At 64.0% G+C, this 20599-nt stretch carries 16 protein-coding genes and 1 pseudogene; 11 read left to right on the forward strand and 6 right to left on the reverse strand.

What is annotated here, in order from left to right; genetic code table 11:
* Positions 1–114: 114 nt before the first annotated feature.
* Positions 115–576: pseudogene (locus MMB74_RS07755) on the forward strand (RIO1 family regulatory kinase/ATPase); the annotation flags it as partial.
* A gap of 154 nt (positions 577–730) precedes the next feature.
* The gene (locus MMB74_RS07760) at positions 731–2410 is read left to right on the forward strand and encodes an ATP-binding cassette domain-containing protein (protein WP_277428021.1); all 1680 of its coding nucleotides are present in this window, start codon (positions 731–733) and stop codon (positions 2408–2410) included.
* Positions 2411–3023: 613 nt separating this feature from the next.
* Here MMB74_RS07760 and MMB74_RS07765 read toward each other — a convergent pair.
* Positions 3024–4835 (reverse strand): diguanylate cyclase, encoded by a 1812-nt coding sequence (locus MMB74_RS07765; protein ID WP_346780670.1) that lies wholly within the window; start codon positions 4833–4835, stop codon positions 3024–3026.
* 241 nt (positions 4836–5076) lie between these two features.
* Here MMB74_RS07765 and MMB74_RS07770 point away from each other — a divergent pair, with 241 nt between their 5' ends.
* From MMB74_RS07770 to MMB74_RS07800, 7 genes are all read left to right on the forward strand, one after another.
* Positions 5077–7101: a sigma-54-dependent Fis family transcriptional regulator gene (locus tag MMB74_RS07770; protein ID WP_277428023.1), complete on the forward strand. Its 2025-nt coding sequence runs from the start codon at positions 5077–5079 to the stop codon at positions 7099–7101.
* 211 nt (positions 7102–7312) lie between these two features.
* Positions 7313–8434 (forward strand): NAD(+)/NADH kinase, encoded by a 1122-nt coding sequence (locus MMB74_RS07775; protein WP_277428024.1) that lies wholly within the window; start codon positions 7313–7315, stop codon positions 8432–8434.
* A 42-nt stretch (positions 8435–8476) separates the two neighbouring features.
* Positions 8477–9466 (forward strand): thiamine pyrophosphate-dependent dehydrogenase E1 component subunit alpha, encoded by a 990-nt coding sequence (locus MMB74_RS07780; protein WP_277428025.1) that lies wholly within the window; start codon positions 8477–8479, stop codon positions 9464–9466.
* 35 nt (positions 9467–9501) lie between these two features.
* Positions 9502–10521 carry an alpha-ketoacid dehydrogenase subunit beta gene (locus tag MMB74_RS07785; RefSeq protein ID WP_277428026.1) on the forward strand — a complete coding sequence of 340 codons (1020 nt, stop codon included), beginning with the start codon at positions 9502–9504 and terminating at the stop codon, positions 10519–10521.
* Complete coding sequence (locus MMB74_RS07790; protein WP_277428027.1) at positions 10521–11642, forward strand: acetoin dehydrogenase dihydrolipoyllysine-residue acetyltransferase subunit; 1122 nt, start codon at positions 10521–10523, stop codon at positions 11640–11642. The genes MMB74_RS07785 and MMB74_RS07790 overlap by 1 nt, the downstream gene beginning before the upstream one ends.
* A gap of 162 nt (positions 11643–11804) precedes the next feature.
* Positions 11805–12878, forward strand: a complete 1074-nt coding sequence (locus tag MMB74_RS07795) for a 2,3-butanediol dehydrogenase (protein ID WP_277428195.1) — start codon at positions 11805–11807, stop codon at positions 12876–12878.
* Positions 12879–12912: 34 nt separating this feature from the next.
* Entirely contained in the window at positions 12913–13662 is a 750-nt protein-coding gene (locus tag MMB74_RS07800) for a lipoate--protein ligase family protein (protein WP_277428028.1), read from the forward strand.
* Positions 13663–13704: 42 nt separating this feature from the next.
* Here the strand turns inward: MMB74_RS07800 and MMB74_RS07805 are convergent, their stop codons facing one another.
* From MMB74_RS07805 to MMB74_RS07815, 3 genes are all read right to left on the reverse strand, one after another.
* Positions 13705–14901 carry a pyridoxal phosphate-dependent aminotransferase gene (locus MMB74_RS07805; RefSeq protein ID WP_277428029.1) on the reverse strand — a complete coding sequence of 399 codons (1197 nt, stop codon included), beginning with the start codon at positions 14899–14901 and terminating at the stop codon, positions 13705–13707.
* 166 nt (positions 14902–15067) lie between these two features.
* The gene (locus tag MMB74_RS07810; RefSeq protein ID WP_277428030.1) at positions 15068–16237 is read right to left on the reverse strand and encodes an MFS transporter; all 1170 of its coding nucleotides are present in this window, start codon (positions 16235–16237) and stop codon (positions 15068–15070) included.
* Entirely contained in the window at positions 16234–17016 is a 783-nt protein-coding gene (locus MMB74_RS07815) for a DeoR/GlpR family DNA-binding transcription regulator (protein ID WP_277428031.1), read from the reverse strand. The genes MMB74_RS07810 and MMB74_RS07815 overlap by 4 nt, the downstream gene beginning before the upstream one ends.
* A gap of 203 nt (positions 17017–17219) precedes the next feature.
* On the opposite strand from MMB74_RS07815, the gene MMB74_RS07820 reads away from it, so the two are divergent.
* Complete coding sequence (locus tag MMB74_RS07820) at positions 17220–17513, forward strand: antibiotic biosynthesis monooxygenase (protein ID WP_277428032.1); 294 nt, start codon at positions 17220–17222, stop codon at positions 17511–17513.
* Between the two features lie 19 nt (positions 17514–17532).
* Here the strand turns inward: MMB74_RS07820 and MMB74_RS07825 are convergent, their stop codons facing one another.
* Positions 17533–18267, reverse strand: a complete 735-nt coding sequence (locus MMB74_RS07825) for an ABC transporter substrate-binding protein (protein ID WP_277428033.1) — start codon at positions 18265–18267, stop codon at positions 17533–17535.
* Between the two features lie 179 nt (positions 18268–18446).
* Complete coding sequence (locus MMB74_RS07830) at positions 18447–19379, reverse strand: LysR family transcriptional regulator (protein ID WP_277428034.1); 933 nt, start codon at positions 19377–19379, stop codon at positions 18447–18449.
* Between the two features lie 89 nt (positions 19380–19468).
* Here MMB74_RS07830 and MMB74_RS07835 point away from each other — a divergent pair, with 89 nt between their 5' ends.
* Positions 19469–20476, forward strand: coding sequence for an NAD(P)-dependent alcohol dehydrogenase (locus MMB74_RS07835; protein WP_277428035.1), 1008 nt, complete (start codon positions 19469–19471; stop codon positions 20474–20476).
* The last annotated feature ends 123 nt before the right edge of the window (positions 20477–20599 follow it).

Below are 20599 nucleotides of genomic sequence, written 5' to 3' on the forward strand. Positions count from 1 at the left end.
GTGACCGATAAATTACGTGCGTGCAATTCTAAATTGCACGACGTGGGTCCGTAAGTCATTGATCGTTTGGAAGGAATAAATCTTCGTTGGTGATTGCGTGTAACCCCGAGCAGCAACGACGTCGATCTGACCGAAACCCGCGCCCTCGAACTACACACGCTCCTGCTGAACCAGGTTGTCCGTATGCTTTGCGCAGGGATGATTCGCGGCGACCTGTCGGAATACAACATCCTGCTGGTTGCGGATGGGCCCGTGATCATTGATCTACCACAGGCCTTTGACGCAGCCTGCAACAACGAAGCCGCCTCGATGCTTAAGCGAGACGTCGACAACCTGGCCGCGTACTTCGGACGGTTTGCCCCGCAAATACTCACCGCGGGTTATGGCATGGAGATCTGGACGCTCTTCGAAGCAGGGCGGCTGCATGTGGATGCCGAATTGACCGGCCGCGTCGAAGTCGACACGGGACCTGTGGACCTCGAAGGCGTCCTGAGGGAACTCGAAGAGACACGCCTTGAGGAAGACGCGCGAGTGTGGCGACAGCAGGAACAGAGCGCCGCCCACGCAGCCCGGTAACCGTGCTCGATGTCCGGCAGCCGGGCTCGCGCGACAACGATGGCTGGCGCGGCAGCGGCAATTGCGGGTCGAAGCTGAGCCGGAGGGCTGCTCCCGGTTGGCTAGCCTGTACGTCGGTCGGCTATCATGCCTATCCTCTCCGAAGTAGCTCCTTATGATTTCCGTCCGTAATGTCACGCTGCGCCGCGGCGTCAATGTCGTACTCGACCGCGCGTCCGTCACCTTCACCCCCGGTGAAAAAATTGGCCTTGTCGGCCGCAATGGCGCCGGCAAGTCATCCTTCTTCGGCCTTCTCAACGGCACGCTGCACGAAGACGGCGGCGAGTTCTCGATTCCCGCTGGATGGAGGATGGGCCAGGTCGCGCAGGAGATGCCAGAGACGGAGCAGAGTGCGACCGATTTCGTCATCGATGGTGATACCGTGCTGCTGGCCGCGCAGGCCGAAGTAGTCGCCGCCGAGGCCAGCGACGATGGCATGCGCATGGCGCACGCCTACATGGCCCTGCACGACGCCGGTGCGCATGATGCCCCCGCACGTGCCCAAGCGCTGATCCTGGGCCTTGGCTTCAGTGCGGCGCAGCTTAGCCAGTCGGTCAACAGTTTTTCCGGCGGCTGGCGCATGCGACTGCAGCTGGCGCGCGCGCTCATGTGTCCCTCCGACTTGCTGTTGCTCGACGAGCCGACCAATCACCTGGACCTCGACGCGCTGGTCTGGCTGGAAGCGTGGCTCAAGCGCTATCAAGGAACCCTGGTAGTGATCAGTCACGATCGCGAATTTCTCGACGCGGTGACGCAGGTGACGGTGCACGTCGACAACGCCAAGCTCGTTCGTTATGGCGGCAACTACAGCAAGTTCGAAGACATGCGCGCGGAGCAGCTCGTGTTGCAGCAGGCCGCGATGGCCAAGCAAGCGGACAAGATCGCCCACCTGCAAAAATTCATCGACCGTTTCAAGGCCAAGGCCTCGAAGGCGAAGCAGGCGCAGAGCCGGGTCAAGGCGCTCGAACGCATGGAGAAGATCGCACCAGTGCTTGCCGACGCAGAGTTCAACTTCGAGTTCAAGGAGCCGCTCAACGTCCCGAACCCGCTGTTGTCGATGCTCGACACGAGCTTCGGCTATCCGGCGCCGACCGGCGCACTGCCGGGCACGCCGCCCACGGTCATCGTTCGGGGCATCAACCGATCCGTGCTGGCCGGGCAGCGCATCGGCATCCTCGGTGCCAACGGCCAAGGCAAGTCCACACTGGTGAAGACTGTGGCGCACGCGCTGGCGCCGATTGCTGGCGAAATCAGCGAAGGCAAAGGCCTGAACATCGGCTACTTCGCACAGCAGGAACTCGACGTGCTGCGTCCTCTTGATACGCCGATGGAACACATGATCCGCCTTGCCAAGGACACGCCGGCGCACATGCGCGCCCCCGGCCAGAGCGGCACCGAACAATCACTTCGCACCTTCCTCGGCACCTTCAACTTTAGTGGCGACACGGTCCATCAGGCGGTTAGCACGATGAGCGGCGGCGAAAAGGCGCGGCTCGTGTTGTGCATGATCGTGTGGCAGCGCCCCAACTTGCTGCTGCTTGATGAGCCTACCAACCACCTCGACTTGGCCACACGCGAAGCGCTAGGCATGGCACTCAACGAATTCGAAGGCACCGTGATGCTGGTCAGTCACGACCGGTCCCTGCTGCGCGCGGTATGTGACGAGTTCTGGCTCGTCACCAACGGTGGCGTCGAGCCCTTCGACGGCGATCTGGACGATTACCAGCAGTTCCTGCGCGACGAAGCCCGTCGCCTGCGCGAGCAGGCTGCCGGAGAGCAGACGGCCATCGCCTGAGTTAACGCCCTGGCAGTTCCAGGTTGGAAGCTGCCAGTGCAACTAGTATCAGAGAAAGCGGAACGGGCCATTTATATAGGGGCGACTACGGAAGTTCGCTCGGGTCCGGCCCCGTTCGCCTTTCGAGTGAGTGGTCCGTTTCCTCACGTCCGTAGCGCTAGCAGTCTGTCCGCGCAAAAGACGGCAGGCAAGGCGCCGGCGGGCGTCCCTACGGCTTCGTATGGGCGGGTGAACCGCGATCCCGCTGCGGGGCTCCTGCTCGTTTTCACCTTCTGAAACAGAGCCTGATCAGAAGTTCCCAAGCGTTTGCTGCGGCGTCGGGATTTGAGGCCGACGCGCTTGTGAGAGCGGTGACGATGAAACCTGCGAGGCCGTTCGGCAGACCGTGAGCAAGGCATGTCCTGGATTGTAACTTATGGGTTACGGCATATCAGACGTCCGCATCGACCCAAGATTGCGGCATCGACCGGCTCAGAAAGGATCGCCCCGGAATTCACCTTCGGCTCAGGTCTTCGAGCAACGTTGCCGCTACTGCCTCCTCGGCAATCGCGATGGCATGGCGCTGTATCAGGCACGGGATTGACAACCGAGTGGGAGTGAGGCTCGCGCTAACCTAGTCTCCGTCAACCTCGATCCGGTTGCGACCGCGCTCTTTCGCGCAATACATGGCCTTGTCGCCACGAGACAGCGACTGATAGGCACCGACATCGGTCGCGTGCATCGTGCCGACGCCGATGCTTGCGGTCAGCACGATGTGCGCGTCACCGCACAGCAAGGGGGTGCTCGACGTACGCTGCTGGACGCGTCGCGCGAGCGCCACGGCGGCGTCGGTACCGGTGTCTGGCAGCACCATCGCGAACTCCTCGCCGCCAAGGCGGCCGACGATGTCGCTGGTCCGCACTTCGGCGCGCAGGAGCGCGGCAAAGTGACTGAGCGCGCGGTCACCAACCTCGTGTCCCCAACGGTCGTTGAGCGCCTTGAAGTTGTCCAGATCGAACATCAGCACGGAGGCGACACGACTGCCGGCACGCCGCAGGCGCAATAACTCCGCCTCGCTCTGCATCATGAAGTGGCGGCGATTGGGCAACTGGGTCAAGAAATCGATTGTCGCCGATTCCTGCAGCTCAGCCTCGATGTGCTTGCGCTCGGTCACGTCGGTGATGAAGCCGTGCCACAGCGTGCTTCCGTCGGCCAGCCGTTGCGGCCGCGCATCGCCTTGCCGCCAGCGCAAGCCTTGGCGCGGTAGCTGCACTCGATATTCGAGGTGCCACGGCGACATGCTTGTAGCCGATTCCTCGATCGACTGCCGGTACGCGGCCAGATCGCGCGCATCGATCATCGCGTCCACAGCCTCCGCGCTCGTCGTGGCTTGCTGTGGCGTTAGCCCGTAGATATCGCGGATTCCGTCGCTCGCGTACGGGAAGAACGCGCGCCCATCGGGCATCAGCCGGTATTGGAAGACCAGGCCCGGAACCTCGTTCGTCAGGTTCGTGATCAGCTCAACGGACTGCTGTAGCCGCGCGGCCATCTCGCGCAACGCCGTAATGTCGGTTGTCGTGCCGACCATGCGAAGTGCGTGACCATCGCTGTCGCGGTTGACCACCTTGCCCCGGCTGCAGATCCATTTGTAGCTGCCGTCCTTGCAACGGATCCGGTGCTCGACCGCGTAGCTGTCGGTTTTGGTTTCAAAATGCGCCCGCATCGCCGCCTCGACGTACGCGAGGTCGTCCGGATGCAAGCGCAGATAGGCGTCTTCGATCCGGTTGGTGAGCTCATGCTCCTCGTAGCCGAGCATCGCCTTCCAGGCAGGCGAGTAGTGGATTTCGCCGGTGACGACATTGCGGTCCCAGACGCCGGTCCCGCTGCCGGCAAGTGCCAGCGTCATGAGTTCCGCGCCGGCTTCCAGTTCTTTCACGCGGTCACGCAGCGTCGGGAGTAACCTCTCACGTTCGAGTCCGTGTGCGATCAACCCAGCCATTTCACGAAGGAATGCCCGTTGTGCGTCATCGAGTGCGCGGGGCACGTCATCCAGCAGGAACAGCGCGCCCAAATGGAGTCCGTCGGCGTTTGTCAGCGCACAGGCGGTGTAAAAGCGCGGCCAGCGCGCCTTGCCGCGAAAGCGCTCGTCAACCCACGTATCCGGCACGACGATCATCCCGTCGGTCGCCGTGCTTGCTTGCAACGACGGACCTGATAGGTCCGGAGGCAGGACGTCAGGCAAAACGCCATCGACCGCCTTAAGCCGCTGCCCATGAGCGTTGGATAATGTGACCAGGACGGTTGCGACGCCGAAATGAGCCCGCGCCAGTCTCGCCACCGCTTGGCATTCCGTGTCAGCCGGCGGCATTGCTACATCGCCGCCCTCCACGGGTGCGGCAGACCGAATGGCGTCTTCATCGGAGTGGGTGCAAACCAGCATAGGCATTGAGGCGTTACTGTGACCGCTCGCGAGTCGAATCAAGCACCTGTATAACGGCACCGCATGCCGCGAATTTAGGGGGACGGTCGTCCGGACCGAAGCGAACTCAACTCCCCCTCGGCAGTGGTACATTAACCGCTCGAACGCGAAACATTGGGTGCGCCCCGCGGCGCCGCCCGAGAGGTCATCGGCTCATCGGCCGGTGCCATTGTGTCCAGCAACGTACGTCCGGACACAGGAGACAAGCATGGACGTCCGGCAGCGCGATCACATCGAAACGGTGGTCCTAACGACCACCGGCCAGCCTCCCGTAGCGGCACGGATGCACGATGCTATCATCCAAAGCTCGTGGCAGCGTTGCGTGCATCAGTACGGTCTCGATCCGAGCCGGATGCAGGAGGCTCGCATCGTTCCGGCGCAGCGGCTGCGCGAGCATCAGCAGCGCATCGACGATTTCGCCCGCATCGCACGGTATGGCCTCGAAACCCTCTACAGCCAGGTCGCGGGCACGGGTTATGTCGTACTCCTGACCGATGCAGACGGTGTCGCGGTCGACTACCTCGGCGACGAGGGCGCCGACGCCGGATTGCGCCGCGCAGGCCTCTATCTAGGCGCGGAATGGAGCGAAGATGGGGCGGGCACCTGTGCAGTCGGCACGGCGCTAGCCACCGGCCATGCGCTCACCGTGCATCGGGACGATCACTTCGATGCCACGCACATTCCTCTGACGTGTACAGCCGCGCCGCTGTTCGATTCGCACGGCCAGCTTCACGCGATTTTGGATATATCGGCGCTGAGCTCGCCGCTTGCAAAAGATAGTCAGACCTTCGCGCTCTATCTCGTGCGAACCTACGCGAGTCGAATCGAAGACGCGTATTTCCTCAGGCGTCACAGGCGAGACTGGATCCTCAAACTGAGCCCCGCGCCGGAATTCATCGACGTCAATCCCGAGTATCTAATCGCGCTCGACGCGAGCGGCCGCATCGTCGGCCATAACCGCCGCGCTCAGCAAATGTTGGCGGCCGAGGCCAGCTTGGATTCGACAGGTTCGCCGCTGCTCGGCATGCGGTTCGACGCATTGTTCGAAGTGCCGCTCGAGCAATTGGGGCGCTTCGTGTATTCGCGTCCGAGCGAGGAACGCGTCGTCCGTTTGGCGGGGAACGGCAAGCGCCTGTACCTGAGCGCCATGCCGCCGATGTTGCCGGCGCCGGCAGGCACGGCAGACGCTGCACCAGCGCCGTTGCCGCCCGAATTGGCCGCGCTGTGCGGCGACGACGCGGCACTGCAGCGCCAGTTGCAATTGGCCGCGAGGCTTGTCGATGCGCCCATCAATTTGCTCATCAACGGCGAAACGGGGAGCGGCAAGGAGTACCTCGCGCGTGCGTTGCATCGAGCAAGCGCGCGTCGCGGCGGCCCGTTCATCGCCGTCAATTGCGCCGCGATTCCTGAAACGCTGATCGAGAGCGAACTGTTCGGACACTTGCCCAATAGCTTCTCGGGCGCTGGGTCGAAAGCCAAGCGCGGATTGATCCAAGAGGCCGATGGCGGCACGTTGTTCCTGGACGAGATCGGCGACATGCCCCGAGATCTGCAGTCGCGCCTACTGCGCGTGCTCGCCGAAGGCGAAGTGCTCGCGATCGGCGCCTCGCGTCCCGTCCCGGTCAACATTCGCGTGATATCGGCGACGCACCATCCGTTAGACCGGCTGATCGGCGACGGACGATTCCGCGAAGACCTCTATTACCGTCTGAACGGCGCCCGGCTCGTCCTGCCACCGCTGCGCGAACGCAGCGATCTCGATTGGCTGATCGACAAGTTTCTCGCCGGATCCGGAGGTTCGCAGCGATTCACACTGTCCGAATCGGCTCGGTCGCAATTGCATCGGCACCGCTGGCCGGGCAACCTGCGCGAACTGCGCAACGCGCTCGAATACGCCCGTGCCGTCTGCAACGACAAACATATCGAAGCAAGCGATCTGCCCGATGGCATCGGCGGGCCGGGCGTCTCAGTGGTGACGGACGCCTCGGCGCCCGGCAAGGCCGAGCCAGCGCAAGCCGCGGGCGTCGAACCGAACGCGTGCGAATCCGAGTGCGCGCTGCTTACGCGGCACCTGCGTGCCCATGGCTGGAACCTCAGTGCCGTCGCACGCGCATTGGGGATCAGTCGCATGACGCTGTACCGGCGCATGGCGCGCCACGGCATCCAGTCGCCGAACCGTAGCGATGCGGTCTCGTCTCACCCCGAGGGCAGCCCGGACGACGCACGATCTTAGCGCGCGGCGGCAGCACCAGCCACCGCGCCGGGCCAACGATACGCCTGTCAATCGCGATACATCTGATGCTGTGACACCTGTCACGGTCTCCGCCGCAAATCGTCTATTCCCGCGCTGAATTTTCGGGGTAATCCCGGAATTTTTCGCCGGGATCCGCATGGCATACCTATTGCAGTTAAGCCTGTCGATACCAATACATTAGGAGACAGGCATGCGCGAACCTTCACCGGTTCGTTCGCCAGCGGTCGGCATCATTGCCAATCCCGTTTCGGCTCGCGACATTCGCCGTGTCGTGGCCAACGCGAACAGTCTGCAATTGGCCGACCGCGTCAATATCGTGCTGCGCGCCATGGCCGCGCTCGGCGCTTGCGGCGTGACGCGCGTGTTGATGATGCCGGACCGCGAAGGCTTGATGCCGATGCTCGAACGGCATCTGAAACGCGAGCGTGCGGCGTCGAGCGGCAGCCAAGCATGGCCGCGATTGGAGTGGCTCGCGATGCCCGCGACGGGCCGCGTCGACGATACTTTTCTTGCCGCGAAACTGATGCGCGAGGCGGCTGTCTCGGCCATCGTCGTGCTGGGCGGCGACGGCACCCATCGCGCCGTCGTGCGCGAGTGCGGGCAGGTTCCTATCGCCGGTTTATCGACCGGGACCAATAACGCTTATCCCGAGCTACGCGAGGCCACATCGGCAGGCCTGGCGGTGGGGCTCTATGCGATGGGCCGCATCGCGCCCGACGTGGCGCTCGTCTACAACAAGCGGCTCGACGTCACGCTCGATGCGAGCGGCGGCGCGACTCGCCACGACATCGCGCTCGTGGACGTCGCAATCGCGCACGAACATTACATCGGTGCAAAGGCCCTATGGCGGACCGATTCGCTCGCTGCCATCTACATGGCCTTTGCCGATCCCGAGGCGATCGGCCTGTCGGCGATCGGCGGCATGCTCGCGCCGGTGGGGCGGCGTGAACCCGGCGGCCTGCACGTGCAAGTGGCGTCGCCCGAGGCGCACGCAACGCGATGCGAGGCAGCCGATCCGCTTTTCCATCTTCATGCACCGATCGCACCGGGTCTTTTGCAGCCGGTGCCGGTGTACGGCTGGCATCGGCTGGTCAACGGCCAGCCGGTCTTGGTCAGCCAACGCGCCGGTGTCGTGGCCTTGGACGGAGAGCGTGAGATCACGTTCGGGCCTGACGATCGATTGACGATCACCCTGCGCGAGTGCGCGTTCCGTTCGATTGAGGTGGCCGATTGCCTTCGTTACGCCGCCACGCAGGGCTTGTTGCGCGCGCAACTTTCGGCGACGTCGGGCGCGGGAGCGCCAGCCTTCTGACTTTTTTGCACCCTGAAACGACACACACCAAAGGAGACACGCATGACAGCGAACCCCGCAGCCCTGCCGCTGGGCCGTAAAGAACTGCTCGACTGCTATCGCAAGATGCGCACGATTCGCGAGTTCGAAGAGCGGCTGCACGTCGATTTCTCGCGCGGCGACATCCCCGGCTTCGTCCATCTCTATGCCGGCGAGGAAGCAGCCGGCGTGGGCATCTTGCACCACCTGCACGACGGCGACCGCATCGCCAGCACGCACCGCGGCCACGGCCATTGCATTGCAAAGGGCGTGGACGTGATCGGGATGATGAAGGAGATCTACGGCAAGACCGGGGGCTCCTGCAACGGTAAGGGCGGCTCGATGCATATCGCCGATCTGTCCAAGGGGATGATGGGCGCGAACGGCATTCTGGGCGCGGGCGCGCCCCTGATTTGCGGCGCTGCCTTAGCCGCGAAATTCCGCGGGAAAGGCGAAGTCGGAATCACGTTCGCCGGGGACGGGGCCTCGAATCAAGGCACCTTCCTAGAAAGCCTGAACCTCGCGGCGGTCTGGAATTTGCCCGTCATCTTCGTCATCGAAAACAACGGCTACGCGGAAGCGACGGCGCGCGAGTACGGCACCGCCGTCGATAGCTATGTCGATCGCGCGGCCGGCTTCGGCATTCCCGGCGTCACGGTGGACGGCACCGACTTTTTCGCCGTGCACGAAGCAGCGGGCGAAGTGATTCGGCGCGCTCGCGAGGGCGGTGGCCCGTCGCTGCTCGAATGCAAGATGGTGCGCTTTTACGGCCACTTCGAAGGCGACGCGCAGACCTACCGTGCCCCCGGCGAGCTCGACGACATCCGCGCCCATCGCGACTGCTTGAAGATTTTCGCGGCGCGCGTCACCGAGGCCGGCGTGCTCACGAAGGGCGAACTCGAGGACATCGACAGCGAGATCGCCACGCTCGTCGAGCGTGCCGTGCAGGAAGCAAAGGCCGCGGAGCATCCCAAGCCTGCCGATCTGCTGACCGACGTCTACGTGAAGTATTGAACCGCGAACCCGACGAATCAAAGGAAATACGCATCATGGCCCGCAAACTCAGCATGAAGATGGCGATCAACGAAGCGATCGACCAGGAAATGACGCGCGATCCGAGTGTGATCATGCTCGGCGAAGACATTGTCGGCGGCGCCGGCGCCGAGGGCGAGAAAGACGCCTGGGGCGGCGTGCTCGGCGTGACCAAAGGCTTGTACGCGAAGCACGGCGATCGTTTGCTCGATACGCCCCTGAGCGAGAGCGCATACGTGGGCGCGGCGATCGGCGCCGCGGCGTGCGGCATGCGTCCGATCGCAGAACTGATGTTCATCGATTTCATGGGCGTGTGTTTCGACCAGATATTCAACCAGGCGGCCAAGTTCCGCTATATGTTCGGCGGCAAAGCGCAGACGCCGGTAGTGATCCGCTGCATGGTCGGTGCGGGGTTCCGCGCGGCCGCGCAACATTCGCAGATGCTCACGCCGCTGTTCACGCATATCCCCGGGTTGAAGGTGGTTTGCCCCAGCACGCCGTACGACACGAAGGGGCTGTTGATTCAATCGATCCGCGACGACGACCCGGTGATTTTCTGCGAACACAAGAACCTCTATGGATTCGAAGGCGACGTGCCGGAGAACTCGTATGCCATCCCGTTCGGCGAGGCCAATGTCGTGCGCGACGGCAAGCACGTATCGATCGTGACGTACGGATTGATGGTGCATCGCGCGCTGGAGGCGGCCACGCAGTTGGCGAAGGAAGGTATCGAAGCGGAGGTGATCGACTTGCGTACGCTGTCGCCGCTCGATATCGATACGGTGCTCGAGTCGGTGGAGAACACCGGTCACCTCGTGGTGGTCGACGAGGCCAGCCCGCGTTGCAACATTGCAACCGACATTTCGGCGCAGGTAGCGCAGCGCATTTTCGGTGCGCTCAAGGGGCCCATCGAGATGGTCGCGCCACCTCATGTGCCGGTGCCGTTCTCGCCGACGCTCGAAGATCTCTATATCCCGAGCAGCGCGCAGATCGCCGAGGCGGCGCGCCGCACACTGGGCAAGGGAGGGAAGCACTGATGGCCGCACAGATCATCCCTATCGTCATGCCCAAGTGGGGCTTGGAGATGCGCGAAGGCACCGTGCAGGACTGGCTCGTGAAGGAAGGCGAGCGCATCGACGTGGGCGAGGCGCTCGTCGATGTGGAGACCGACAAGATCTCCAATGCCGTCGAAGCCACGGATGCCGGGCTGCTGCGCCGGATTGTCGCGCAGAGCGGCGAGACGCTTCCTGTCAAGGCGCTGCTCGGCGTGCTGGCCGACAGCGACGTGAGCGATGCGCAAATCGAGGCTTACGTCGCCGCATACGAGGTGCCGGCCGCCGGAGACGACGAGGGCGAGGCGGGGCCTTCGTTCGAGTATGCCGAGGTCGACGGAATCCGTATTCGCTACGCAAGGCGCGGGGCGGAGCAGGGCACGCCGGTGGTGTTCATTCACGGCTTCGGAGGCGACCTGAACAACTGGCTGTTCAACCTCGATGCCGTGGCCGATAAACATCCTGTCATCGCACTCGACCTGCCCGGTCACGGACAGAGCCAAGCCAAATTGCCCGGCGCGTCGATTGCAACGCTGGCCGATTTCGTTCTGAAGTTCCTGCGTGCCGCCGAGGTGACGGGACCGGCCCACCTGGTGGGACATTCGATGGGAGGGGCCATTGCGATCCAGATGGCAGTCAGCTCCCCGGAGCGGGTGGCCAGTTTGGCGCTGGTCAGCCCGGCCGGCTTCGATGCCGAGATCAATGTCGGCTATACCGATGGCTTCGTGCAGGCGCAATCGAGACGTGAACTCAAGCCGGTATTGGAGCAGCTATTTGCCGATCCGCAATTGGTGAGCCGTCAGATGATCGACGACATGCTCAAGTTCAAGCGCATGGATGGTGTCGAACCGTTGCTCGCGGAACTGGGCGCGGCGCTCTTTGGCGGCGGCAGGCAATCGGCAGTGCTTGCCCATCACCTGGCAGCATTGGACAAGCCGGTGCTCGTGTTCTGGGGCAACGAGGACCGCGTCATTCCGGCGGCACAGGCAGCCAATGCGCCGTCGCATGCGAAGGTGATTCGATTCGACGCGACGGGGCACATGGCCATGCTAGAAAAAGCCAGCGAAGTGAACGCCGCGCTGCAACGCCATCTGTCCGGCGGTTGATGTCTTGTCCTTCCGGCCGCCGGAAGGCGGCCGGGTCTCGATTCTCTTTACGTCGCTCGAATCGGCTTGCGGCCTGCGTTTTGTGCCGTCATGCCTTCGTGCGGGCAATAACATGTTCGGAGACACTTCATGACTTCCTCGACCGACGCTTACCGCCACACCATGCGCGCAGCCGTCTGGCACGGGCGGCACGACATTCGCGTCGAAACGGTTCCACTGCCCGCTGCTCCGCCCGAAGGCTGGGTGCAAATCCGCGTCCATTGGTGCGGCATTTGCGGTTCGGATCTGCATGAATATCTGGCCGGCCCTGTGTTCATCCCCGTGGACACGCCTCATCCGCTGACCGGCATCCAAGGCCAGTGCATTCTCGGTCACGAGTTTTGCGGCGAGATCGCCGCGTTGGGGGCCGGCGTGCAAGGCTTCGCCGTGGGCGAGCGCGTGGCCGCGGACGCTTGCCAGCACTGCGGCCATTGCTATTACTGCACGCATGGGATGTACAACATTTGCGAGAACCTCGCGTTCACCGGCCTGATGAACAATGGCGCATTTGCAGAGCTCGTCAATGTGCCGGCCAATCTGCTGTATAAGCTGCCTGATCGCTTTCCGACCGAGGCGGGGGCGTTGATCGAGCCGCTCGCAGTCGGCATGCACGCGGTGAAGAAGGCGGGTAACCTGCTGGGGCAGCATGTGGTTGTGGTGGGCTCGGGCACGATCGGCCTATGCACGATCGCGTGCGCGCGTGCGGCCGGAGCGGCGCAGGTCATTGCGCTCGAGAGGTCGGCGGCGCGCAAGGCGCGCGCGAAAGCGGTGGGGGCGAGCCACGTGATCGATCCATCCGCCTGCGATGCGTTGGCGGAGATCCGTCGTTTGACCGGAGGACTCGGGGCGGACGTGAGCTTCGAATGTATCGGGCACAAGGACACGGCAAAGCTTGCGATCGACACCATCCGCAAAGCCGGTACGTGCGTGATGGTCGGCATCTTCGAGGAGCCGAGCAGCTTCAACTTTTTCGACCTCGTGTCCACCGAGAAGCATGTGATCGGCTCGCTCGCTTACAACGGGGAGTTCGCCGATGTGATCGCATTCATTGCCGATGGCCGCATCGACGTAACGCCGTTCATCACTGGCCGGATTCAGTTGGAGGACATCGTGGACAAGGGTTTCGAACAGTTGGTCCACCATAAGGAAAACAACGTGAAGATCATCGTGTCGCCGGGGGAGCGGGCGACCGTGTAAGCGCCGCTCGGGGTGCCGCTCGATCCAGATGCCTATGTCATTCGATATCGTCGATTTCGAAATCGGTTCGGACGATCCGCTCGCCTCGGAGCAGGCGTTGCTATCGTTGGCTGGCGAGGGGCGGCGCGTTGCGCATCTGTGGGAGGCGCCGCGCTCGCTCGTGGTGCCGCGCAGCTATCGGCGCTACGCGGTGCTCGATCAGGCGCGGGCCGCGTTTGCGCGGCACGGTTGTCCGGTTTACTTGCGAATGTCCGGGGGCGGGCTCGTTCCGCAGGGGCCGGGCATCGTCAATGTGAGCCTTGCATATCAAGTACGGGGGACGGTGGGCGAGCTTTCCGAAGCCGTGTATCGGCACCTATGCGAACTGTTGCGAAGGGCGCTTGGGATGTTGGGATTGGAGACGCATTGGCAGGCGGTGGAAGGCTCATTCTGCGACGGCCGCTTCAATCTGGCTTGGGGGCCGCCCGATGACATTCGCAAGATTGCCGGCACCGCGCAATACTGGCGTCGTCTCGAGGCGGCATCGGAAGGAACGTCGGCGCCGCTGCATGCGGTGCTGGCGCATGCTGTGTTGCTGGTCAGCGCCGATCCCGAGGAAATCAATCAACGCGCGAATGCGTTCGAAGCAGCTATCGGTAGCGGCAAGCACTACCTTGCCGGGCGGGTGATCAGCGTGCAGCAAGCGCTTTGCGCGGCGGGGTTGGGCCTCGCGCCGGCCGACCGGCTCGGCCGGGACGTCATGGCCGCACTGCGCTCCTGCGTCGCGGCGAGCAGCGCAGCATGAACGACATCGCGGGTAGGCGGTTCGACCCGTAGAATGCGCGCCTCAGCCAGTAGCCCGCGATAGAAACGTGCTCAAGCGTTCGACGCCTTCGTCGAGCCGAGCGGCATCGCACGCGTAACACCATCGCAAAAAGCCTTCGCCCTCCGGACCGAATGCGCTTCCGGGCGCGAGCCCCAGCCGCGCCTCGCGCACGAGCCGTTTGCACAGCGCCAAGCTATCGTGCGCGCCTTCCACGCGGAAGAACACGTACATGGCGCCTTCCGGGGTATGCACGTCCACGCCCGGCAGCGCGGCGAGCGCATCGACGAGATGATCGCGTGCGCTGCGCAATCGCAATTGCTCGCTGCGCACGAACGCTTCGCCGTCGCGCACCGCGACGACTCCCGCTTCTTGCACGAACGCGGGCGCGCATGACGTGTTGTATTCGATGAGCTTACCCAGATCCCCGGTCAGCGCCGCGGGCAGCACCATCCAACCGAGTCGCCACCCGGTCATGAGCCACGACTTGGAGAACGAGTTCACGCAGATGACCCGTTCGTCCCGCTCGGCAATATCCAAGAACGAAGGCGCGGCAGGTTGGCCGCCGTAATAGAGCCGCTCGTAGACTTCGTCGGCAAGGATCCAAATGCCATGTCTTCGGCAATGTTCGAGCACGGCCCGTTGCGCATCGCGCGGCATGACCCAACCCGTCGGGTTGCTCGGCGAATTGAGCGTCAGGAGCTTGGTGTCGGGCGTGAGCGCCGCCAGCAGCTTGTCGACGTCGAGCGTCCAACCGTGCGCGCCATAATCGAGCGAGACGGTTCGCACTTGCGCGCCGAGTATCTTCGGTATCTCGACGACGTTCGGCCATAACGGCGTGACGGCGACGGTGCGATCGCCCGGCCCCACGACCAATTGCGCGGCGAGCATGAGCGCGCTGACGCCGGCGCTCGTGACGGCCACATGATCGACGGAGGTGGCGCCGTGCAATGCGCCGATATAGTCGGCCAGTGCGCCGCGCAAGGCGGGGACGCCCAGATTATGTGTGTAAAACGTCGCTCCACGCGACAGCGCATCGGTCGCGGCGGCACGAATGAAGTCGGGGGTAACGCGGTCGGATTCGCCGAACCAAAACGGCAGCACATCCGGCACGCCCAAGCCGGCGTTGGCCACTTCACGGATGCGGGAGGCGCGTAGCTCCCGAATCGCGTCGCGGGCTGCGACGGGCGATTTCTCGGCGGGTGCAAGACTGGCGTTCATGAGGCTCGGTGTCCTTGGTCGAATGCGGGAAGGCGCATAGCCGTTCGGCGTGTCGTTCGAAGGAACCATACCAGGAACGAAAAAAGGGCGGTGGTGAATGCAACCGCGCGCGGCGACTGCCGCAAGCATCGACCCGGGCTTCGAGCGGCGACGATCGTCGTCCTGCTCAAGACCGCTTCGCCGTCACCACATGCGCGCAGCACGGAACGAGGCAAAACAAGCCGGCCAGCAGCCAGAAGGCGCAAGGCAGGCCGACTGCCTTGGCGACGAAGCCCACGCCGGCCGGTCCTACGAGATTGCCAGCATAGCCGGTAGTCGTGATGGCAGCGACGGCCAGCGCGGAGGGCATCGCCCGTTGCGATCCTGCACGGCGAAAGAGCACCGGAACGATGTTCGATGCGCCCAGACCGATCAGTAGAAATCCGGTCATCGCAACCAAGGCCATGGGGGCGGTGAGCAGGGTCGCGAAGCCGGCCGTGGCAAGGACGCCGCCCCACAGCAACGTCGATCGATCGCCGAAGCGCGCCGTAATCGCGTCGCCCCCGAGCCGTCCCGCCGTCATGGCGATGGAGAAAAGTAGATAACCCAACCCGCCTCGACTGGCGAGCATGAGACCTTTCTCGGTCACGAGCAGCGCGCTCCAATCGAGCAGCGCACCCTCCACGAGGAAGGTAATGGCGGTGAGGCTTGCGAGCAGCAGTACGATGCCTCGCGGCGCGGCGAAGAGCGGGCCGCCGTTGCGTTGAGCCCGTTCGAGCAGGCGTGGCTGCGCGATCGCCATCGCGACCAGCATCAGCACGGCGCACAGCACCGTGCTTGCCTGCGTCTCGATGTGCAAGGAAAGCAACAACGTCATCAAGCCCGACCCGGCGAACCCGCCGACGCTAAATAGCCCGTGAAACCCCGACATCAACGGCTGGCCGGCGGCGCGCTCGACCTCGACGGCATGGACGTTCATCGCTACGTCCAGCGAGCCGAGCGATGCCCCGAAGGCCAAGAGCGTGAGGCCGAGCGTAAGAGGGGTGCTGGCGATGGTCAACAAAGGGAGGAACAGCGCAAGCCCGATGCCCCCTGCCACGATGATCGGCTTGCTGCCGTAGCGCGAGCTAAGCGCACCCGTGAGCGTCATCGCGATCACCGAACCCAGGCCGAGGCAAAGCAGCAAGAGCCCGAGCACACCCTCGTCGACGCCGAGCCGCTCCTTGGCGAAGGGTACGAGCGGCGCCCAACACGCCACGCCGAACCCCGCCACGAGGAAGGCCAACCGCGTGGCCAGACGCGTGGCGGGCGTGTCGGCCGGCGTTGTGCCGAACGCAGGCGAAGCGCGCGTGCTCATTCGCTATCGGGACGTTCGGCTTTGACGACCGACGTACCCGCCTTCCATAAGCTCGCGCATTGCGCGTCCGAGACTTCGTATTCGACGACGACATGACCGATGGCCTTGATCGGCGCGACGCGATAGGGCGCGTGCGCGGCAAACTTGTCGGCTGTGGCAAGTGCTACGCTATTGCGGCTGGCCGCGAGAGCTGCGCGCTTGAAGGTCGCATCGGCGACGCTCGCCGCACCGACGCCGGTCTTCGGCGACAGCGCGCACGCACCGAGGAAGCATCGATCGAACGCGAACTGTGCGACGGCTTGGACCGCGCTCGCGTCGATGCAGCCTCCGACCATGTGATCGACCGTTCCGCCGATCACGATCAGTTGCAAATCGGATCGTCGCAGCACGGCGGCTGCGATGTCGATCGAATTGGTCGCCACCGTCAGCTCGCGATCTTCCGGCAGTAACTCGACGAGCGCCAGATTCGTGCTGCCGCTATCGAGGAACAGCAATTCGCCGGGCTCGATCAACGTCACGGCCGCGCGCGCCAATGCAGCCTTTTGCGCTCGGCCTTCATCGAGGCGCGCCGCCATCGGGGCCGAACCCGGCGCAATCGGCAACGCGCCGCCGTAGACGCGGCGGCAGCGCCCTTGCGCTGCCAGCGCGCGCAAGTCGCGCCGAATGGCGTCTTCCGATATGTCGTATTCGATCGCGAGGGCCGTCGCGACCACCGGCTGGCCCTGGGCGAGCCGGGCGGCGATCGCTTCGCGTCGAGCGAGAGGGATGTCTTCGTTCATGCGGCTCATCATATCGTGCACAAACGAGAATGTAAACGTGCATAAACGTGCATTCACTAAACATTCAGATACCCGCGTTCGCCGTGCGTGATGCTAGCTTCGCGACGGCGCGCGTTGTAACGTTGCGTTCCGGATGAACGCCAGAGCCGTAGGCGTACGGGCGGACGCTGTTCATCAAGACACTCACTGGAACTGGAGGAAACGTGATACTGGAAATGGCTCACATCGAAGTGCTGCCGGGGACGAACGCGGACTTCGAGGCGCGCGTCAAACAGGCCTTACCGCTGTTCGCGCGCGCGAAAGGCTGCGGCGGGGCGCAACTGCATCGTGTCGTGGAGCACGATGCCCGCTACGTGTTGGTCGTGCGATGGGAGACCGTTGAAGACCACATGATCCATTTCCGGCAATCGGAGGACTTCCAGGTGTGGCGAGGCTTGGTTGGCGGCTTCTTTGCCAAGCCTCCCGAGGTCATTCATACGCAAGTGCGCGTCGAATAGATTCAACGCGCTCGAACGCTCAAACGCTCGGGGCCACCGACGCGCCGGCGATCCCATGCCGCTCGAGGGCTTGCGCAACGAAGCCCGATGTTTTCATCTCTTCGACGAAAGCGCCGAGCGCAGCGGCAGCGGCGTCGCCTCGGCGTTTGTGGATGCCCATGGCTTGCTGGATCACCATGAACCGCTCGCCGAGCATACGAAGACCGTCGATCGTGCGCGCATCCGCCTCGAGCTGCTGCTTCACGCCTGCGGCCACTTCCAGCCGTTGTTCCACGAAGGTATGCACGACGGCGGGCGAGCTGGGCGCACGAACGATTTGCGCGTGTTCGAGTTCGCGTGTCAGGAAGAGGTCGTATGCACTGCCTTTGCCGACTGCGACTCGGTTGTGAGCTTGATCGACATCTTGGTTCGTCCTGATCGGCGAGTCGTTGCGCACGAGATAGAAGCCTTCGATCAACACATACGGCGCGGTGAAGGCAATTTTCTCGCCGCGTACGGGATCGATGGCAAAAAAGCCGAAATCGGCGCGTTCCTCGCTCACGGCTTCGACGGATTTGGCCGCCGTGTCGAAGATCATCCACTCGAGTTCGACGTTCAGCTTTTGGGCGAGCGCCCGCGCGAGGTCGATCGATACGCCGCAGGGCTCGCCCGACCGAGCGTGCCGATTGGCGAGGATGGGGTTGCCGAGATTGATCGAAGCGCGCAGCTTGCCGGTCGGCGCGAATGCACTCGCGAGAGAAGGGTCGATGTTCATGGCCTTGGGATCGCAACCGCCCATGCTGGCGCGGTTCTTATCGAGTTGAGGGAGACTGATGCGCGAGCGCGGCTAGCGCGCCTTGCCAATGATACCGACGACCGACCGGCGCCGAGCTGCGCGCGCGTCGCCAAGCCGCGGGGCGCCGTGGGCGCTCGCCGATCCCGCGCGCAGTTGTGCTACTGAACGCGCCACGGCGGCAACGGCGAAAAGCGATGCGCGATCCAATCCACGAAGGCGCGGGTTTTTGCCGGTAGCAGGCGGTTCGACGGCACGACGGCGTAGATTGCGCCTTCGTCTTGCGGCAGCCATTGTGCGAGCGTGGGCACGAGCGTGCCCGCGGCCAGCTCGCGGCCGACCAGCCAATCCGTGCTGAGCATGATCCCCAGGCCTTGCACGGCGGCGTGAACGAGCGCTTCGGCGTCGTCCGAAACGAGCGGCCCGTCCACGCGTACCGTCACGCGCTCGCCGCGGGCATGGCCGAAGGTCCAGTTAGGGTGCGAGGCTAGGCCCGTGAAGGCGAGGCAGGGTAGCCGCGCCAAATCTTCGGGGCGCTCGGGCGCACCGTAGCGCTCGAGAAACGTCGGAGCCACACACAACAGGCGGCGACGCGGCGCGATCCGCCGCGCCACCAGTCGCGAATCGGCGAGTTCCCCGAGCCGCACGGCCGCGTCGAATCCTTCCGCCACGAGGTCGACGAATCGATTTGCGTAAGAGGCATCGATGCGCACTTGAGGGTGCGCGGCCATGAAGTCGGGCAGCGACGGTGCGATCCACATGCGGCCGAACGTGGCAGGTAGCGCGAGGCGTAGCGTGCCGCGCGCTTCGCCGCTTCCATGCGCCGCTGCAGCCTCCTGCGCTTCGGCCAATGCGGCCATGATCGCTTGCACTTGAACCAGAAAGCCCGCACCTGCCTCGGTCATTGCGACGTGACGCGTCGTGCGCGTCAGAAGCCTCACGCCAAGCCGCCGCTCCAACGACTGCACGCGACGCGAGAGAACCGTCGCATCGCGGCTCAGCGCCGAAGCGGCCTTCGTGAACGAACCGAGCTCGGCCACGGCGGCAAACGCCGCCATCTCGGCAATATGGTTTCCATCAGGCCATTGCTGCATGGTGTGCACGATTGTTATGTGATTCAGTCAGTTTATCGGATTCCGTTGCATCAGTAAGCTTCTCTTCATTCAACCCGAGGAGAAAAACCATGCACGCTGTCGAACTTGCCGCGCCTTCTCTCGATGCTTTCCGCCGCGTGACGTTGCCGCAACCGGAGCCCGGCCCCGGCGAAGCGCTGGTCGCCATGCGAGCGGCGAGCCTGAATTTCGTTGACCTTGCGGTCGCGACCGGCCGGTATCCCGTTCCGCGGTTTCCCTTGATTCCGGTGGCGGACGGTGCGGGCGAAGTCGCCGCCGTCGGCCCCGGCGTGACGGAGTTCGTCGTCGGCCAGCGCGTGATTGCACATTCGAAGCCGCTTTGGATGGGTGGCCCTGCTCGCGCCGAAATCAGCGCAGCCACGCGCGGCGTGGTATTGCCCGGGTCGTTGGTCGAGTACGTCGTGTTGCCGGCCAGCGCGCTCGTGCCGACGCCCGCGCATCTGACCGACGAAGCCGCCGCCACGTTGCCGATCGCCGCGACGACGGCCTGGCGCGGGTTGCGCACGGCCGGCGTGCGTGCCGGGTCGGTGGTTGCGCTAATCGGTACGGGCGGCGTGAGCGTCATGGCCTTGCAATTGGCCAAGGCGGTCGGCGCGACGGTGATCATCACGTCGTCCTCCGACGAGAAGCTGGAACGGGCAAAGGCGCTTGGCGCCGACTTCACCGTCAACTACCGGCGCACATCGGCGTGGGACGAGGCGGTTCTCGAGATGACCGGAGGGGCCGGGGCGGACCTCATCGTCGAAACGGGCGGCACGCAAACGTTCGGCCGTTCGATCAATGCGGCGGCGCTTGGCGCCACGGTCTTCGTCATCGGCTTCGTCACCGGCACCACGGCAGAGGCCGATCTGTTCGCGATCATGAGGAAGGAACTCAACGTGCAAGGCAACACGACCGGCTCGGTTGCGGATTTGCGAGACGCGGCGCGCGCCGTGGCAGCGAGCAAAATGACGCCCGTGATCGACAGGACCTTCGGAATCGACGAGACGCCGCAGGCATACGCTTACCTGGCGCAGGGCGGCCAGCATTTCGGCAAGATTGCGATTACATGCGGCTAGCGGGAGCGCAGTGCGCCAACGAGTTCGGCAAGACGGCGTCCGCGCAGCGGCCGATTGGCAGTAGACGATACTCGCCGCCCGGTATATAAGAGTCGAACGAGGTCGCCGCAAGCAAGTTGCGGG

Origin of the sequence: Trinickia sp. Y13 (assembly GCF_029522115.1) — a bacterium.
In the GTDB taxonomy this organism is placed as follows: Bacteria; Pseudomonadota; Gammaproteobacteria; order Burkholderiales; family Burkholderiaceae; genus Trinickia.